This is a genomic window from Ignavibacteriota bacterium, assembly GCA_013285405.1.
Taxonomy (GTDB): Bacteria; Bacteroidota; Ignavibacteria; order Ignavibacteriales; family Ignavibacteriaceae; genus IGN2.
The window spans coordinates 3,086,602-3,104,280 of the sequence record CP053446.1 but is presented as its reverse complement, the minus strand read 5'-3'; the positions used below and the strand labels follow the sequence as shown (position 1 = coordinate 3,104,280).

General features: G+C 35.6%; 17 protein-coding genes. All 17 read right to left on the bottom strand.

Translation table 11 applies throughout. From position 1 onward, the window contains the following. Positions 1-2: 2 nt before the first annotated feature. Positions 3-1,241: a quinol:cytochrome C oxidoreductase gene (locus HND39_13655; protein ID QKJ97247.1), complete on the bottom strand. Its 1,239-nt coding sequence runs from the start codon at positions 1,239-1,241 to the stop codon at positions 3-5. Further along, positions 1,201-2,343: a DUF3341 domain-containing protein gene (locus HND39_13650; GenBank protein QKJ97246.1), complete on the bottom strand. Its 1,143-nt coding sequence runs from the start codon at positions 2,341-2,343 to the stop codon at positions 1,201-1,203. Before HND39_13650 ends, HND39_13655 begins: the two co-directional genes overlap by 41 nt. Then, positions 2,336-3,712, bottom strand: a complete 1,377-nt coding sequence (gene nrfD, locus HND39_13645) for a polysulfide reductase NrfD (GenBank protein ID QKJ97245.1) — start codon at positions 3,710-3,712, stop codon at positions 2,336-2,338. The genes HND39_13650 and nrfD overlap by 8 nt, the downstream gene beginning before the upstream one ends. Continuing rightward, entirely contained in the window at positions 3,712-6,816 is a 3,105-nt protein-coding gene (locus HND39_13640; GenBank protein QKJ97244.1) for a TAT-variant-translocated molybdopterin oxidoreductase, read from the bottom strand. The genes nrfD and HND39_13640 overlap by 1 nt, the downstream gene beginning before the upstream one ends. Further along, a complete protein-coding gene (locus tag HND39_13635) occupies positions 6,809-6,988 on the bottom strand; it encodes a hypothetical protein (GenBank protein ID QKJ97243.1) in 180 nt (59 codons plus the stop codon). Before HND39_13635 ends, HND39_13640 begins: the two co-directional genes overlap by 8 nt. Before the next feature lie 9 nt (positions 6,989-6,997). Then, complete coding sequence (locus tag HND39_13630) at positions 6,998-7,567, bottom strand: cytochrome c3 family protein (protein QKJ97242.1); 570 nt, start codon at positions 7,565-7,567, stop codon at positions 6,998-7,000. 264 nt (positions 7,568-7,831) lie between these two features. After that, positions 7,832-8,005 (bottom strand): hypothetical protein, encoded by a 174-nt coding sequence (locus HND39_13625; protein ID QKJ97241.1) that lies wholly within the window; start codon positions 8,003-8,005, stop codon positions 7,832-7,834. A gap of 101 nt (positions 8,006-8,106) precedes the next feature. Next, positions 8,107-8,919, bottom strand: coding sequence for a sulfite exporter TauE/SafE family protein (locus HND39_13620; GenBank protein ID QKJ97240.1), 813 nt, complete (start codon positions 8,917-8,919; stop codon positions 8,107-8,109). Beyond that, complete coding sequence (locus tag HND39_13615; GenBank protein QKJ97239.1) at positions 8,916-10,526, bottom strand: S41 family peptidase; 1,611 nt, start codon at positions 10,524-10,526, stop codon at positions 8,916-8,918. Before HND39_13615 ends, HND39_13620 begins: the two co-directional genes overlap by 4 nt. A gap of 41 nt (positions 10,527-10,567) precedes the next feature. Continuing rightward, positions 10,568-11,185, bottom strand: a complete 618-nt coding sequence (tmk, locus tag HND39_13610) for a dTMP kinase (protein ID QKJ97238.1) — start codon at positions 11,183-11,185, stop codon at positions 10,568-10,570. An 88-nt stretch (positions 11,186-11,273) separates the two neighbouring features. Beyond that, the gene (locus HND39_13605; GenBank protein QKJ97237.1) at positions 11,274-12,185 is read right to left on the bottom strand and encodes a hypothetical protein; all 912 of its coding nucleotides are present in this window, start codon (positions 12,183-12,185) and stop codon (positions 11,274-11,276) included. 52 nt (positions 12,186-12,237) lie between these two features. Beyond that, the gene (locus HND39_13600; protein QKJ97236.1) at positions 12,238-12,888 is read right to left on the bottom strand and encodes a BMC domain-containing protein; all 651 of its coding nucleotides are present in this window, start codon (positions 12,886-12,888) and stop codon (positions 12,238-12,240) included. A gap of 8 nt (positions 12,889-12,896) precedes the next feature. Further along, positions 12,897-13,178, bottom strand: a complete 282-nt coding sequence (gene eutM / locus HND39_13595; GenBank protein QKJ98006.1) for an ethanolamine utilization microcompartment protein EutM — start codon at positions 13,176-13,178, stop codon at positions 12,897-12,899. 141 nt (positions 13,179-13,319) lie between these two features. Then, complete coding sequence (gene ruvX, locus HND39_13590) at positions 13,320-13,754, bottom strand: Holliday junction resolvase RuvX (GenBank protein ID QKJ97235.1); 435 nt, start codon at positions 13,752-13,754, stop codon at positions 13,320-13,322. A gap of 1 nt (position 13,755) precedes the next feature. Further along, entirely contained in the window at positions 13,756-15,930 is a 2,175-nt protein-coding gene (locus HND39_13585) for a bifunctional (p)ppGpp synthetase/guanosine-3',5'-bis(diphosphate) 3'-pyrophosphohydrolase (protein QKJ97234.1), read from the bottom strand. An 88-nt stretch (positions 15,931-16,018) separates the two neighbouring features. Next, positions 16,019-17,062, bottom strand: coding sequence for a tetratricopeptide repeat protein (locus HND39_13580; protein QKJ97233.1), 1,044 nt, complete (start codon positions 17,060-17,062; stop codon positions 16,019-16,021). Continuing rightward, the gene (gene upp / locus HND39_13575; GenBank protein ID QKJ97232.1) at positions 17,031-17,669 is read right to left on the bottom strand and encodes a uracil phosphoribosyltransferase; all 639 of its coding nucleotides are present in this window, start codon (positions 17,667-17,669) and stop codon (positions 17,031-17,033) included. Before upp ends, HND39_13580 begins: the two co-directional genes overlap by 32 nt. Positions 17,670-17,679 lie beyond the last annotated feature (10 nt).

Sequence of the window (17,679 nt, the reverse complement as noted above, 5' to 3'; positions counted from 1 at the left end):
TCTTATAGATGAAAATCTAATCCTCTTTGCAATTTTGGGTCACCGATGGGAATAAGATTTTCTTTTTTTGCTTTCATATTGAAGACCAGAATTATTATTCCAACAACAGCAATTGGGAATACAAGATCTATCCAGCTAAAAGAATAACCTGCTGATAGTTCATTCACTTCAGGCATCACAAACCAGAAAAGGTCATAAAGATGAGCGAACAATAACCAGACAGAGATAAACTTTAATGTTTTAGGGTTCATCTTGGATGGCTGAGAAACAAGAGCTATGTAAGGAACAACAAAATGAATAAGAATTAATCCAATCGAGAATATAGACCAACTCCCTTCCCACCTTTGCATAAACCAAAAAGTTTCTTCTGGTAAATCTGCATACCAGATTAACATGTATTGTGAAAAAGCTATATAGCCCCAGAAGTTTATGAATGCAAATAATAATGCACCAAGACTATACAAATGATCGTTTGTTAAAGCAGGATGGAGATAACCATTTTCTTTTAATAAAACTGTTGTTAAGGTTACAGCAGCGAGTGCAGCTATTACTACACCAGAAAAAAAGTAAACGCCAATCATTGTTGAGAACCAGTGAGGTTCAATACTCATCAACCAATCAATAGCTGAAATGGTAATCGTAACTGCAAAAATTGGAATGAAGATAGCTGATAATCTGAGATTTTTTGTTGTTAGTTTTTGATCTCTGGTAGTATCCTGTTTCTTTGAATTCTTCACTATGAAAAAATAAAAAAGTGACCAGATCCCAATAAGAGCAAATACTCTGACTATGAAAAACGTTACATTTAAATAAGAAGATTTACCTTGTAAAATTTTATCTTCGGCAACAGCTTCCGGATGCGACCAGTGAAAGAGTTCCCCAACATTGAATAACAAAGGAATTACCAGCACTGCAAGAATCGGAATAATTGCTGCAAAAAATTCCACTACTCTTCTGATTGGTACACTCCAATCAGCTCCGGAAGTATAATCCAGAGCAATCAGAAACAAAGCACCAACACCAATGCTGATCAAAAAAGTGAATGCAATAAGGTAATTAAAAACAGCCCTGGAATGATCGACAAAAAATGCAACCACACCTAGAACTACTCCTAAGGCAAGCAAACCCATTCCTAATTTTGAAATGCTTGCAGGTAAATCTTTTCTCTGATATATGTAATCGTTAGTATGCATTTCAGATTTACTCCGCTTTAACCAGTTTAAGATCTTCGTCAGTAGCATTCTTTGCTCTCTGAAGAGCTCGTATGTAATTAACTATTGCCCATCTTTCTTGTCTATTCACTTGTGAAGCATAAGATGGCATAATATTTTGACCATTAGTAATAATATGATATATCATACCGTCAGGAAAACTTCTTACACGATCGGAATGTAATGTTGGCGGATTAGGAAACTGACCTGCTAATCTGCTGTCTCCATCACCAAAATTTCCGTGGCAAGGACTACAGTAGGTTAAAAATTTTCGTTTACCGAGGCTCAGATTTTCTTCGGTTGGAAAATAAGGATTAGACAGTACTTGAACCGGATTCGTCTCACCCTCAAATGGATAAGGTATAAATCCTTTAGCCACAGTTCCTTCTACCGGGAGTCTCATTGATCTGCCATCAGAAAAGAAATCAGTAGTACGTTGTGGAATTAATTTTGCCTGACTCTCCATCCAGTTGAAAGGCTGCAGGTACATTAATTTATTCAAAGTTATATAAGTGCCTAATGAAACTACTACAGCAACTCCAATTAAAAACATGATAAATCTTAATTCAAAAACGGGATAATTTTCTTTCTCCGGGAAATAAATTATTTCTGTGGAAAGTGGTTTAAGATTCTTAAGAAACTCAAGTGTGTTTTTTTCATCAAACTTTGGATCAATAGCTTCAATAACAATTCCGAAATGATCACGCGAAACTTTCTTCATATACACTGTGTCGTGCAAAGCATGAACATTCCGTGGTAATCCAAAGAAGAAAGCAAACATTGCAACAACCGTTGAAACTGTTGCTAAAATTACCGTTACTTCAAATGTAATCGGTATAAATGCGGGAAGAGAAAAATATGGTTTACCTCCAATAATCATTGGATAATCAACTGACATTGTCCACCACATCATTAATAAAGCAACAACAATTCCAGATAGACCGCTAATTAATGTTACTATACCCAACATTGATGGTTTCAATTTCATAGCTTTTTCAATACCATGAATAGGATAAGAAGAGTTGACATCCCACTTTGTAAACCCCGCGTTAGCAACTTTTTTTGCAGCAGATGTAATTGCATTCGGATCATTAAACAACGCAGTAACCCCGTATATCCTCTTCTCAGCCATGATCTTCTCCTCGATGATGTGTGGGCTGAGCATTGTCTGCGACTGCTTTTATTTCGGCAATTGAAACCACAGGTAATGTTTTTGTGAACAGAATTACAAGTGTAAAGAATAATCCAAAGCTTCCAGATAATATACCAAGATCAACGAGTGTTGGAGTAAACATACCCCAGCTTGCTGGCAGAAAATCTCTGTGTAATGAAGTAACAACAATAACAAATCTTTCGAACCACATACCCACATTGACAAGGAGTACAATTACCATCATTACCGGAATTGATCTTCTGAATTTTCTTACCCAAAACAATTGCGGGAAAATCACATTACAACTTATCATTGTCCAATATGCCCAGGTATATGGACCGAACGCTCGATTGATAAAGACAAATTGTTCCACCTGTACACCACTGTACCACGCTGTAAAATATTCCATTCCATAAGAATAGCCAACCATTAACCCTGTAGCAACAATTACTTTATTCATTTTCTCCAGATGATCAATGGTAATAATATTCTGAAGGTCAAAAATCTTTCTAACTAAAACCAGAACTGTTACAACCATTGCGAAGCCTGAAAATATTGCACCTGCTACGAAATAAGGTGGAAATATTGTTGTGTGCCAGCCCGGAAGTATGGAAACAGCAAAATCGAAACTTACGATTGTGTGAACAGAGAGAACCAGCGGAGTGGCAAATCCTGCAAGAATAACATAAGCTTTTTCATAATGGATCCAGTGTCTTGAAGAATGTCTCCATCCTAAACTAAAAACTGAGTAAATAGTTTTTTTAAATTTTGATGTGGTTCTATCACGCAGTGTTGCAAAGTCAGGAATCAATCCGGTGTACCAAAATACAAGTGAAACTGTAAAGTAAACGGATACGGCAAAGACGTCCCATATAAGCGGAGAAGTAAAATTAACCCACAAACTATGTTGGTTCGGGTACGGAAATAAATATCCAGCAAGCCACGGACGACCAGTATGGATAACTGGAAAAAGTGCAGCGCATATAACTGCAAAAATCGTCATTGCTTCTGCGAAACGAGCAATGCCTGTTCTCCATCTTTGTCTGAGTAAAAATAGAATAGCAGAAATTAAAGTTCCTGCGTGACCAATACCAACCCAGAAAACGAAATTTACAATACCAAATCCCCAACTGACTGGCTGGTTATTTCCCCACATCCCAATACCATAATAAAATGTATATAAAAGACATATAATGCCAATTAATAACACGGATCCTGAAATAGAGATCGCTATATAAAACTTCTTATCTGGTTTTGTATCAAGTGGTTTTGCAATCAGTTCTTCTATTTCAACAATAGAAAGACGACCAGCAACTAAAGGAGCTTCAACTGAATAATCTGTACTCACTAAGCTATCTCCCGATCCTTATTCTTAAGTTTTGCAATGTAGGTAACATTTGGTCTGATGTTTAAATCTTCAAGTACATAAAAACCAAGTTCGTGATTTCTGTAATTATTAAATTTATCTTCAACATCATTAATATCGCCAAAATGAATTGCATTAGTAGTGCAAGCATCCTGGCAAGCTGTAGTAACATCTGATCCTTTTAATTTTCGATTTTCTCTTATCGCATCTGCTCTTGCTTCGCTGATTCTTTGAATACAGAAAGTACACTTCTCCATTACTCCTCTTGAACGAACAGTTACTTCCGGATTCATCAACAATGCAAATACTGGTGATTCCTGAAATCCATCCCTAAAACGATCACGGAAATTGAAATAATTAAATCTTCGAACTTTATAAGGGCAGTTGTTTGAGCAGTATCTCGTACCGACACATCTGTTATAAACCATTTGATTCAAACCATCAGGACTGTGTGTTGTTGCAACTACGGGGCAGACATTTTCACAAGGCGCATGATCACAATGCTGGCAAAGCATTACCTGATTGTTAACATTCGGGTCTTCATGTGTTCCTGAATAATATCTGTCAATTCTTATCCAGTGCATTTCTCTTCCTTTATCAACCTGTTCTTTTCCTACAACAGGAATATTATTTTCAACATTGCAAGCCATAATACATTCGCCGCAGCCAAGGCATCTGTTCATGTCAATTGACATTCCCCATTTCACACCTTTATAATCATAAAACGGGTTAACACTTTCAAGCTCATGTTTTTCTGCATTCTGAAAGATATCAGGATTGTTAAGATACTCCTGAACTGTTGCCTCTTTTATTATTCCTCTCTTTGCAGGTAAATCTTTTGTATGACCTTCATTGAAAGCATAAACAGTTTGTGATGTAGCCAGATTATATGTGTCTGATAATTTTTCAACTTTGACATCTGAATATAGCCAGGGAGATAATCCGCCAACAGAAGCAAGGAGTAAGTTTGCATTAAATCCTATTCCTGTTCCTACAGTGCCGCTAATTTTCCGACCGTAGCCTGTTTCAATTGTTATAGAATTATCAGATGCACCGGGTTGAATAAATACCGGTAAAGTCAAAGAATTATTTCCAGCAGTAACTTGAACCATATCATTACTCTTTAAACCCAGGTCTATTGCTGTATTTGGTGAAATAGCAGCATAATTATCCCAGACGATTTTAGAAACCGGATGCGGTAACTCCTGAAGCCAGCCATTATTTGCAAACCTGCCATCCCGAACTGCATAACTCTCTTTCACAAATAAGGAAAAATTATTTGAAGCTTGATATGGTTTTATTCCGGTTACAGATGCTGAATTAAATTTGATACCTGTCTCAGCCTGATCTTTCGAATAAACTATACCATCATGAAGTGCGTTATACCAGAATCTTTTGAACTCCAAACTTAAACCGAGTTGAGAATAAATATTTTTTTCCCAATTGCTCATTAAATACTGGTGATAACTTGATTCATTAAAATCTGAAGTATTTGAAATCCAATTTAAAAGTATTGCCTCAGTCTGTCTTGTATCATAGAGAGGAGCGATTACCGGCTGCTGTAATGAATAAAATCCTGTCCGTGTTTTTGCATCTCCCCAGCTTTCAAGCTGATTATTAATCGGAAGTATAAAATTGGATAGTTCAGTTGTCTCGTTCTCCAGTTCAACAAGACTTATAACAGTACCAACTTTGGCTAATGCATCTGAGTATTTCAAATCCACTGGTAAGTTATAAACCGGATTTACATCAATATGTATCGCAACTGCTACTTCCCCTGCTTTCATTTTCGCAGTCAGATTTTTTATTTCTTCAGCAGATGATAATGGCAGAACTGAAACAGGTGCAGATTCAAAATTATAAAGCGATTCATTGCCGAGAACATTATTTAATAAATTCACAGCAAGATGAACATTTTGTGGAAGATGGTCACCTGCATAGATAATTGATTTGCCTTTGTTCTTTAATAAATCAGTTACCAGTAAATTTAAAGTATCAATACTCAGATTATTTTCTTTCGCAAAATTTTCCAAGCTTGTTCCACTGACGTTAAGAGGAATACCGGCACCTTTCTTATTCAAAGCATCAATTAAACTCAATACGAAATTTAGTTGTAAATCGGGACGAAGTCTTAATCTGTAATCTGCCGTCATTCCAGTCAAAGACATATTACCTTCAAAAACATACAGACGATTAAATTTTTTGTTCAATACATCTCTTTTTTCAGCAAACAGTCTGTTGTTTTCAATCCTGTTGTATATTTCACCAAGAAGATCACCATCTAAAGAAAGTATGATTTCAGCTTCATTCCATTTGATTGACGGAAATACACCCGAACCACCTGTCCCGTTTTCGGGATAACTTTTTTGCCAGGCAGAATTTCTTACAGAATTATCAAACTGTTCGTATGAATAAATTTTTGCAGATGGATATTTGGATACAAAATCATCAAGTACACGTTTGGCAGTAGGTGAAAAGATTTTGCGGGTAATGATAGCTATTTCCCTGCTGCCAGCATTCATTAAATCAAAAACAATTTCATCTGTTGCTTCTTTCCATTTATACTCGCTAAAATTACCATCAAGTTTCTTTTTTGGGCTTTTTAACCTATCAGGATCGTAAAGATTCATTATGCTTGCCTGACCCTGTGCACATATCTTTCCTTTTGAAACCGGATGATCAGGATTACCGTCAATTTTAATTGGTCTGCCTTCGCGGGTTTTGATTAATGTTCCGCACGCATTTGCACATACATTGCACGTTGATGCATAGTAGTTAGCTTTTCCAAGCGTTATTTCTTCAGGCTTTTTATTATAAGGAATGATTTCGCCCTTATCTCTGTAATCAGAACAAGCTGTTCCGGCAAGTGCAGCGGATGCGCCCAATAATGCAAGAAATTTTCTTCTTGAAATTGAAGACATTCCGTTTGTATCAATACCTTCTGAAACGCCTTCCTTAAATTCATCCTGATGTGCTTTAATGAAATCAGGGTGCTTATAAAGTTCTTCGAATGATTGCCAGTAACTTATCTGTTCACCAGATGCGTTTGAATCAGTTTTATTTATTCCAATTAATTCGTCAGCCATTCTTCTTTCCTGATTTTTCTCTCATAACTGCATCCGGATTGATTTTTACATTTGCAGTGTTTTTTAGTGATGATGTTTTCTTTGAAAAGAAAATATTTAAAGGATTTGCCTTAATAAAAGCGGCACCAATCAAACTCGTAGAAAACAATGCAACAAATTTTTTTCTATTCATAAAAATAAATTATCTATGACAAGCCCAGCAGTAATCCGGGCCGAAGTTTATATTTTTTAGATCAGGTAATCTTTCGTGAGCATTCCGATGACAATCCAGACAACTACTCATCGTAAATGATTGAACCTGACCCACTTTTTCTGTTTGTCTTATCTCGCCGTGACAGGCAACGCAATCTATTCCTTTATTCACATGAACGCTATGATTGAAATAAGCGTAATCAGGAACTTTATGAATCCGTTTCCATCTGAGTGGTTTACCTTCATTATAGTATTCAGTAAGTTTAATAATGTCAGGTCTGTCTTTTCTCGCTATACTATGACAATTCATACAAGTTGCAATTGGAGGAACCATTGCGTGCCTTGATTTTTCAACTCCAATATGACAATACTGGCAATCAATTTGCATTGTTCCGGCATGAAGCTTGTGAGAATAATTAATTGGTTGATCGGGTGTATAACCAACACCATCTCTTTCAGAGCGTGACGCAAAATAAGTCAGTGCGAACGCCATTAAGATCACGAAAATAGTTACCGGTAATCGGTTTCTGAGAATATAATCGAGGTAAGATTTTTTCATAGCCTACCTTTTTGACATTCCCGTTGAAACACGCTTCGGGAAAAATACATTATCACTGTTGAGTAAAACCCTAAAAGCAAGATTAACAAAATATTCCGAAATTAGTTTTGAAAAAATAGAAGCGCGGATGCTTTATTTATCAACCACATCTGGTTGGACAATATTTCAATTTTTGGTGTGTTAAAATCTTAATTTTATTTATTTAAAGCAAATTTTTTTAATTATTTTTATTTATCATTATTTGGCTAAACACATCTACAAACATTACGCAATTAACTTTAACAGATTGTAAACAATAATTGCAGCAATGATCATCAATATAAAATAAAAAATAATCCTTCTGATCATAGATTTATTAAGAATGAAATTAGCTTTCCATCCACGCCATCCGCATTTTTTACATCTGTAGAGTTCGTACCACGTTAAATATTTTATCATCCTCTCACGAAAAGTACGCGCTCTTGAATTTCGTAATTCCCCTGTATTCTTGCAAACTGGACATATTGAATATCGCTTTTTCACTGACCTAGATCAAATGCTCAACTAATATTAAAAAATATTCGAATAATCGCTAATAAAATAATCCCGGCAAATACTTTTTTTATTAATAAGTTTGATGAAACCAAAGCGAGCCGCACACCAAAAAATGAACCTATTATAGCTCCAATACCCAGAGGAATTGCAGCAGCAAGAACAATAAAACCAAGAGTTCCAACAGTAGTAGCCGAATTTGCACTCTGAAATAAGTAAGAAATTGTTGAAGAAATCATCGTGACCGCTGCAATGACCGAAGAAGTTCCAACAGCTTTTCTTGGCTCCACTAAAAATAAGTTCATTAATGCAGGAAGATAAATAATTCCTCCTCCAAGACCTATGAACGCCGAAAATATTCCAACGCATAATCCCAGTGGGATATAATATCTTTCATTTAAAGGATTTTTAAGAACGAGCCATTTCCGTTTGTTCGATTCAAACAACATACTTACTAAAACAACAAACAATACAGTAGCGAAAATTATTTCAAGCGTTTTGGACTCAACTTTGACAACGAAGAATGGTGTGATTGATGCAGTAATCAGTGCCCCGATCGAAATTAATACAGCTGGTTTTCTAAAATAATTTTTTGCTCTTATGTGAAGAATTGCTGAATTGGAAACGGCGATAGCTCCAGTGAAAAGTGATGTCCCGATTGTAAAATAAGCGAGTGAAGATTCCTGAATACCAAACAGAGGTAAAGTGAAATAAAGTAACGGAACAAAAACCAAACCTCCACCGATACCCAGCATTCCAATTAAAATTCCTGAAAAGAATCCGGACACCAGAAAAAGCAGGGATGATGTTAATTCATTCAACGAACATTTAGCAATTTATTATATATCACTTTATCTGAAAGTACGTCCAGTGCAGTACGAAGCTGAACATCAGAATTCAATTGTTCTTTTATCCGACCTTCAATCCCAAGATAGCGTGCAGCAAGTTCTGATTTGATCTCTCTCAGGATTTCGTTTTTATAGATTTGCATTTCTTTTTCATACAATCCGGCGAGTTCTGATTTGATCTTTAGCAGTTCAGATTTAATCTCATCCTTATCATCAGCACTTTTAATTAAGTTATCAATTTCCACTTCCGTTTGAGAAGTATATTTAAACTCTTCAAGATTCAGGTACTCTCTGAATTCATTATATAATTTTTGGTCATCTAATTTTGAATATTCAATTTTCGGATTGTTGAAAAAATAATTATTTGCAAACTTAAAAAATAATCCCTTTGCAAGAAGGCTTTTTGTCAATTCACCATTAACTTTAAATTCCACAGTTGTGTCCGGAGTAATTCCTCCTTTAGAGTAAACTTCTCTTTTATTATCTGTAAAGAATTTACTCTCCGATTCGTGAGTTGTTGATTTGATAATTTCACTGCCATCAGAATAATCAATCCGCTGGATACATCTTCCGCTTGGTGTGTAATATTTAGCAGTTGTTATTTTAAGTGAGGTATTGTAACTGAGCGGCGTTATAGTTTGAACTAATCCTTTCCCGAATGATTTAGTCCCCAGTATTACAGCTCTGTCATGATCCTGGAGTGCACCTGCAACAATCTCTGCTGCTGAAGCGCTTCCTCCATTAATAAGTACGACCATATCAACATTACCAGCAATTAACGGTTCTTCAACTGAGTAATATTTTTTCACGCTTGCTTCATCACGACCTTTGGTTGAAACAACCAGTAAATCACGGGCAAGAAATTTATCACAGACATCTACAGCAATATCGAGCAAACCACCCGGATTCCCGCGTAAATCCAAAACAATTGAATGAATTGGTTTCTTTTCCTGTAGTTCTTTAATAGTCTTCTTAATTTCGTCACTCGCAGCTCTGTTGAAGTTAGATAACTTTATATAAACATCATTGCTATTCTCCGGAAAAAATCCTGAGTAAGTAACATTCTTCACGAGGACTTCTTCACGCACAAGATTGAAAATTATTGTATCGCTCATCTCATTTCTTACAACAGTCAATTCGATAGTTGTTCCGGGTTCTCCTTTTACAAGTGAAGATATATCGTCAATGTTTTCTGGTGTTATGCTGGTTCCCGCTGCTTCAATGATCACATCGCCAATCTGAATTCCCTGACGTTGAGCTGCATATCCATCCATCACTTCAACCACAGTTACTTCTTCACCGCGAAGTCCTATAGAAATTCCAACACCGCCGTATTTGCCATTTGTTATCAGATCGATATCTTCAATTTTCTTTTCATCAATAAATATTGTGTATGGATCCAATGATGAAAGCATTCCCTGAATTCCTGCTCTTAAAAATTTTTCAGGGTCAACTTCATCTACGTAATTAAAAGCAACTTCTTTATAAACTCTACCTAATAAATCCAGATTTTTAGCAATTTCAAGATAGATATCACTTCTACCCGGGTAGAAACCAACAGCTACAATAAATATCAACATTACAACTGCAATTAATAAAAACTTTTTCTTCAAGACTTAATTCACCTCCGGTCTATTAATTCTAATTCTGAAATAATCTGATTTTGTATGGTTTCAATTGTCTGAGTTCCATCAATAATTTTAAATCTTTCTTCACTCCGTGCGATTTCCAGGTAACCACTTCTGACACGATTATAAAATTCAATATCAGCAACTTCTATTCGGTCAAGTTTTACTTTACTTTTCTTTTTCTTTCGTTCATTTGCAATACCAACAGGTATATCAATGAATAAAGTTAAATCCGGAATTGTATCGCCAATCGCCAATTCATGAATTTTCATTACTGTTTCTAATGGAATTCCTCTGCCAAATCCCTGGTAAGCAGTTGAACTATCATGAAACCTGTCCGAAATTACATAAATGCCTTTTTGAAGGTAAGGTCTAATTTTTTCCCGTACTAACTGTGCACGACTTGCCGAAAATAAAAAAAGTTCAGCTTCTGCAAACATTTTGTCATTTTTATTATCAAGAAGGATTTTTCTTACTTTTTCAGAAATTTCAGTACCTCCCGGTTCCCTGAGTATTTCAACTTTTTTATTGTTATCAATCAAATAGTCTTTTAACAGTTCTATTTGAGTTGATTTACCCGAAAAATCTATACCTTCAAAAGAGATAAACATATAATTTTATTTTGTTTTGATTAAAATTTAATTGTGTTAATATAGATAAACTTTATTCTCAATTAAAATCTGAGACTGAAGTAGAAAGTCAGAAAGATCTGATTATATATCGTAATCTGCCCGGCTTGGTATATTGAAGAGTAACATTTTTTGGTAATGATAATTCAGGCTCCACACTTCCCAGAGTATCTTTTACAAGATCCTGATAATTCACATAGCAGCTTAATTGCTCAGGTTTCAACCTGCCAAGTATTTCGATTCCACCTCTGATTTGAATTTCAATTTTATTTGGGAGTAATACAACTTCTTTTCCCGGCGGAAGATCAATTACTTCGACCGAAATGTTTTCAAATTGTTTATCAACAATTCGTTGGACATCAAGTTTTGCTTCAACAACATTAGAGCTATAACCAAATCCTTGCATCCTGTTGAGTGGAACTTCTGTTTCTATTCTTGTGTCAAGCAAAGTCAATGTTTTGATTTCGGTATTAATACCTTTTAATTTTTTCAAATAGCTTAATGGTCCGCTTACAATTACTGAATCCGGTACGAATTTAATATCTGTTGCCAAACCATAACCGGGTTTAAAATCAAGTTCCAGCCCAGATACTACAGGTAATTTCCTTTTAATGATTCTCTCAACAAAAAACTTTATTGAATCGGGATGCAGCTTGATTATATCTACATCGGAAAAAAGAGATCGGTTTGTCTCAAGATATTTTTCGAGATCAATATTGTATTCACCACTGTCCTTATTTAATGATACAACGAATTCAGTTTCCGGACCAACATTAATGGAGACGAGTTTCCAGCCTTGACCCCGAATTCTGACATTTATTTTTTTCGGTAATGGTGAACCGGTTGTATAACCTGGTGGAAGATTTATTAGTGCAAGTTTAACATCAGCGTTGGTATAGTAATAATCCGAAAGTGATATTGACCCCCACAAGATTGCTGCAAAGATTAAAGAAGCAATAAAAATATTAATTTTTTTTCTCACGATTCGATACCATTAATGGAGCTAACTTCAGAAAAAGAGAAAACTGATAAAACTACCTTTGGAGAGCTTTGAAGAAGTCCAGTAATTCGCCTCGATTTGCGCGTGAAATTTCTCTGCCTTTAATGGGAAACTCTTCAAAATCTCTGGCGAATCTTCTAAGCTGATGAACATTCATCACTTCAAGTTCTGACATAGTAAATTTTTGTTCACTCTTTGACTTACGTGATTTTGTTTTTATCGTCTTGGAAAAACCACCAAGAGCTTCTTCTTTCAATTTTTCAATTGTGGAAGAAGTAGTAGTCCGCGTAACCGGTGAAACTTTTTCAAAAACTTCCTCTTCAACAGTTACTCTAAGTTTACGTTCTTTCTTTGGTTTCTCAGTTACAAAAGTCTTTTCAATTGGATAAGAATTTTTATTCTTAACAGAGGGAATTCCGTCAACAATTTCTCCTACCTGATCATCTGGTCTGGGAATTATATGAGTTGAGACTATATCACCGATTCTTTTAGCGGCAGCGGCTCCGGCATCAACAGCTGATTTAACTGCGGCTGTCTCGCCTACAACTAAAATGGTAACCAGACCACCTTCCACTTTTTCTTTTCCGATCAGAGTTACCCGAGCTGCTTTTACCATAGCATCAGCGGCTTCAATTGAAGCCACCAAGCCACGGGTCTCTACCATACCCAAAGCTTGATCAGCCATAAGATTTTCTACTTAGATTTCTTCGGGAGAATTATTTCAACATCAGCATGAGGTCGAGGAATAACATGAACTGAAACTAATTCACCAACCCTTTGCGCTGCTGCAGCACCTGCATCAGTAGCTGCTTTAACTGCTCCCACATCTCCTCTAACCATTACAGTTACATAACCGCCACCAATAGTTTCCTTTCCGATTAACTCAACTTTTGCGGCTTTAACCATTGCGTCTGCGGCTTCGATGGAACCTACTAATCCTTTTGTTTCCACCATTCCGAGTGCATCAAGTGACAATGCTGACATAGAATGCTCCCAATTAATTGATTTATGGCTGAAAAAATAGTTTTTTCAAATGATAATGTCAAACTTATTTAAAGATAATTTTTCAATTAACACATGTAGGTCGAATGACCTGATAAAAGTTGTCAAAAGTAATCAGCTTTTTGTTGAATTAAGATACTCCTGCAATATGATTGCGGCTGCATGCATATCTAATAAATTTTTCTTTCTCCGGGAAGATTTTTTTGTAACTGATTCATTCACTTTCTCCTGCGCAATCACAGATGAAAATTCTTCATTCCAAAAAATTATCTCAACTTGTATTGCAGCTTCTATTTCTTTTTTAAATAAGTGAATTTTTTCTGATAGTAATTGAGATGACTTAAATCTTCCTGATGGGAGACCGAGAACTATCTTTATAATATTTTTTTCTTTAATTATCAGTAATAATTTTTGAAGTGATTGATTGTCGTTCACCAGTGTGTTGAATGGAGTAGCAAATATCTTGAGTGGATCACTTATTGCGATGCCAATTCTTTTTTCACCATAATCGATTCCCATTACTCTTGATTCAGGATTGAGCTGCTCCAAATTACTGGCTACCTTCAAATCTTTCTGCTTTGTACAGACCACGAAGTTTTTTTAATCTGTCAATCAGATTATTCAGGTGCTCCAGATTATTTACGTAAACCATAACCGAACCTTCGAAAGTTGAATCATTTGTGTTGATGTTAATCGATTTAATATTAGTGTTTTTATACGACACAATCGTGTGAGCGATTTCATTTAAAATTCCAGGACTATCTTCACCTCTGAGAGCTAATCCTGCTACAAACATCGTCCCATCATTTCCAGGCCAATCAACTGCAACAAGTTTATCACTATCAACTTTGGAAAGATTTATAAGATTACTGCAGGTCTTCCGATGAATTTTTACCCCTTCACCGATCGTAACATATCCAATAACCGGATCGCCTGGAATCGGATTGCAGCATTTAGCATAAGAGTACAATATACCCGAAGATTTACCATCGACTAAAATTCCGCCTGCATCTTTCCTTGCAATAGCAGCAAACTGATCAAAGGCTAAACTCTTTTCCTGTTCTTCGCTGACTTTATCACCAGTATCGCTCAAAACTTTATCAATATTTACATTGCCCTGAGCAATCGCCTGATAAAACTGTGAGTTATTATCAAACTTGAATTTCCTTGCGATTTTGGAAACTTCACTTGTTGAAAAAGCAAGTTTCAATTTCTTTAGTTTCTTACTCCAGATTTCTCTTCCAGTTTTAGCAATCTTCTCTTCTTCTTTATTCATCCATTTTCGGATAGCAGATTTTGCTTTTTGAGTTTTTACAAACTTGAGCCAGTTTTTATTTGGATGCTGATTTTTTGAAGTGATGATTTCAATCTGATCACCACTATGCAGAGGTGTATCGAGCGGTACAATTTTACCATTTATTTTAGCACCGATACATTGGTAACCAACGTTACTGTGAATTTCAAATGCAAAATCAACAGGAGTTGAGTCAATCGGAAGTCTTCTTAATTCTCCTTTTGGTGTGAATACATAAATTTCATCCTGATAAAGATTCAGTTTAAAATCTTCTAAAATTTCCTTACGGGTTTCATCTTTACCAGCGCCTTCAAAAATATCTCTGATCCAGTTAAGCCAATTTTCAAGATCTTTATCAGTTGTTGTTTTATCCTCTTTGTATTTCCAGTGTGCAGCAAGACCACGTTCTGCTATTTCGTGCATCTTCTTTGTTCTGATTTGAACTTCAACCAATCTTCCTTCAGGTCCGATAACTGTAGTGTGGATAGATTGATAGTTGTTATTCTTCGGGATAGAAATATAATCCTTGAATCTGTCGGGGACGGGCAGATACATTTGGTTAACAATACCAAGCGTAGTATAACATTCATTTGTGTTTTCTGTATCAAGAATAATTCGCAAAGCAAATAAATCATAGATTTCCTCGAAGGGTTTATTTCGCTTCATCATCTTTCGATAAATACTATAGAAGTGTTTAGGTCTTCCTCCCATTTCATATTTCAATTTATATTCATCGAGCTTTTTTCTGATTGGATCAGAAAATCTTTTTATATAAGCTTCTCTTTCTTTCCGTGTACTTTTAACTTTTCCGACAAGTTCTTCATAAGTATCTCGATTTAAATATTTAAATGACAGATCTTCCAGTTCCCATTTAACTCTTGCAAGACCAAACCGATGAGCAAACGGTGCGTAAATTTCAAGTGTTTCCTGAGCAATGCGTTTCTGTTTATCAGGACTTACGAATTCGAGAGTACGCATATTGTGAAGCCGGTCAGCAAATTTCACGAGGATAACCCTTACATCCTTCACCATCGAAAGAAGCATCTTCCGGTAATTTTCTGCTTTTGTAATATCCTGACCTTTGAAAATTCCGCTGATCTTTGTAACTCCATCAACAATCTCGGTAACTTCTTCGCCGAATTCCTTTCTCATCAGGTTCAGATCAAAATCTGTATCTTCAACTACATCATGGAGCAGAGTTGCAACGACAGTAATATCATCAAGAGGGAATTCTTCAACAACTATCATTGCGACTTCATAAGGATGGTAAAAGTATGGTTCACCGGAAGCTCTGAGATCGTGCTTATGAGCCTCAAGTGCGAACTTGAATGCTTTTGTTATCAGACCTTCATCAACCCTTGGCAGGTTTTTATGGCAAACAGAAAGAAGATCCTCCAACATTTTCTGAGAGTCTGGTTTATCTTTACTCATTATATATAAAATAAATCACTCAACTTTTCAACAATAATTTACTTTATTTTATTCATTTGTTAAAGTCAGGATGTATTGAGGGAAAAAACTAGTTACTTTTACTCAGTTCTTTCTTCAATGATTTAACTCTTTCAATTCTCTCACCAAGTTCACTATCATCTTCCTGAGGTAAATTTTTGATGGACAAAATCTCTTCGCAATATTTAAGTGCATTTTTCCGATCGCCTATCTTTGCATATTGCTGAGCAATCAGATGCTTAAGTGTAATTATGTTTTTATTATTATTTGTTACAGATGATGGATATGATACCAGAATTTCCTTATACAATTGAATTGCCATTGAAGGATTCTTCTCTTCGTATGCTCTTGCAAGTCCCCATTTAAAAGTCCTTGAATCAGGAAATTCTTTTAATGCTTTTTCAGCAACACTGATAGCATCATTATATCGTTCCTGATCAATATAAATCCAAATTAATGAATTCATTGCCAGGTAAGTATTATAAGTTGCTGAATCTGTGGCAATTACCAGGAGATCAATACCTGTATTTTTTGTATCGCTTGCAAATGGGAGCCAATCCATGAATTCCATTTTTCTGCTTTTCCAATATTCAAAAGTTCCGATGGCTATGTATGCTTCAAAAAAATTTTGTTTGATAGTTAATATTTTTTCAAATTCGGATATAGAACTTACTCCTGATGAAAGTGCTGATAACCAGCTGCCATTTATTGCTTCAAAATAAGAGATATAACCCTCCGCGAGAGCATAAAAGTATCTGTACCAAATGTTCGATTGATCTTTCTTCAATAGCTTTTCAGCCTGATCTTTCGCACTCTCAAGTTTATTAAGTATAAACTCTTCATCAAATTCTTTAGCATAGTCGTAAGTTTCAGCTATTTTATTTGCAGCAAGATAAATTTTTCCCAGAGGTAGATTTGGATAATCATTATTCAACTTGTTGAAAATTTTTTCGGCAGAATCGTAATGCTGGTTGACAATCTGATTTATACCGGAACGCAATAGCGAATCAATAACTTTATCCGGATAAACCTGCGCAGAAGTATTAATAGAAATCAGGAATGTAATAAAGAATAAAAATATTTTATAGCGTACCAAACGTGCGGTCTCCTGCATCACCCAATCCCGGAAGTATGAATCCTTTTTTGTTTAACTGACGATCAAGTACGGATGTAAATATTATCAAATCCTGATGTTCCTTTAGAAGTTTATCTACCCCTTCCGGTGCAGCAATCAAGCAGGCAAATACAATATTTTTAGCACCTCGTTTTTTCAGATAATTAATTGCAGCAGATGCGCTTCCACCTGTAGCAAGCATTGGATCGAGCAAAATCACTTCCGAGTTTTTTAGATTCTTTGGTGTTTTAAGATAATAACTATTTGGTTGAAGAGTTGTTTCATTTCTTTCTAATCCAACATGACCAAGTTTTGCATTCGGAATTAACTGTAGAAAACCTTCAACCATTCCGAGACCTGCACGAAGCACGGGAATTAAGACAATGTCCTGCTGTAATTTATAACCAATAGTTTTTTCGAGAGGAGTTTCAACTTTTACTTCTTTAAGAGAAAAAGAATTGCTGATCTCAACAGCCATAATATTAGAAATTCTCGTCACTGCTGCTCTGAATATTTCAGCATTTGTTTTCTTATCACGTAAAATAGTCACATCTTTTTTTACCAATGGATGCTGAATGATGATAAGATTTTTGAAAGTTGATTTCATTTTCAATACG

Coding starts and splice junctions, on each gene's coding strand:
- HND39_13585 (QKJ97234.1), bottom strand. CDS start 15,930: ATGAGTAAAGATAAACCAGACTCTCAGAAAATGTTGGAGGATCTTCTT.
- upp (QKJ97232.1), bottom strand. CDS start 17,669: ATGAAATCAACTTTCAAAAATCTTATCATCATTCAGCATCCATTGGTA.
- tmk (QKJ97238.1), bottom strand. CDS start 11,185: ATGTTTATCTCTTTTGAAGGTATAGATTTTTCGGGTAAATCAACTCAA.
- HND39_13630 (QKJ97242.1), bottom strand. CDS start 7,567: ATGAAAAAATCTTACCTCGATTATATTCTCAGAAACCGATTACCGGTA.
- HND39_13650 (QKJ97246.1), bottom strand. CDS start 2,343: ATGGCTGAGAAGAGGATATACGGGGTTACTGCGTTGTTTAATGATCCG.
- HND39_13640 (QKJ97244.1), bottom strand. CDS start 6,816: ATGGCTGACGAATTAATTGGAATAAATAAAACTGATTCAAACGCATCT.
- HND39_13655 (QKJ97247.1), bottom strand. CDS start 1,241: ATGCTACTGACGAAGATCTTAAACTGGTTAAAGCGGAGTAAATCTGAA.
- HND39_13600 (QKJ97236.1), bottom strand. CDS start 12,888: ATGGCTGATCAAGCTTTGGGTATGGTAGAGACCCGTGGCTTGGTGGCT.
- HND39_13580 (QKJ97233.1), bottom strand. CDS start 17,062: ATGCAGGAGACCGCACGTTTGGTACGCTATAAAATATTTTTATTCTTT.
- HND39_13625 (QKJ97241.1), bottom strand. CDS start 8,005: ATGATAAAATATTTAACGTGGTACGAACTCTACAGATGTAAAAAATGC.
- HND39_13635 (QKJ97243.1), bottom strand. CDS start 6,988: ATGAATAGAAAAAAATTTGTTGCATTGTTTTCTACGAGTTTGATTGGT.
- HND39_13615 (QKJ97239.1), bottom strand. CDS start 10,526: ATGTTGATATTTATTGTAGCTGTTGGTTTCTACCCGGGTAGAAGTGAT.